Genomic DNA, 419 nt, shown 5'->3' with positions numbered 1-419 from the left:
TAGTTTTACGTCATTTTCCAATAGTATTAAGAGTGTTTTGTATATCCCCCAAATACTATTTAAAGTATTTAGAGCCTGTAAAAAAACAGACCATATTCATTTACGTTGCCCCGGTAATATAGGTTTGTTGGGGTGTTTTGTTCAAATATTATTTCCTAAGAAACCCAAAACAGCTAAATATGCTGGAAATTGGGACCCCAAAGCCAAACAACCACTCAGTTATAAACTGCAAAAATGGATTCTAAGTAACACATTTTTAACAAAAAATATGCAGGTTTTAGTTTATGGTCAGTGGGAAAAACAAACTAAAAACATCAAACCGTTTTTTACAGCATCCTTTTATAAAAATGAAATTGAAGATTTAAAACCCAAAGATTATACAAAAACACTACATATGGTGTTTGTAGGTAGTTTGGTTG

The sequence above is a fragment of the Seonamhaeicola marinus genome (assembly GCF_008085455.1).
The sequence above is the reverse complement of the archived record's forward strand: the minus strand, read 5'-3'. Positions refer to the sequence as shown.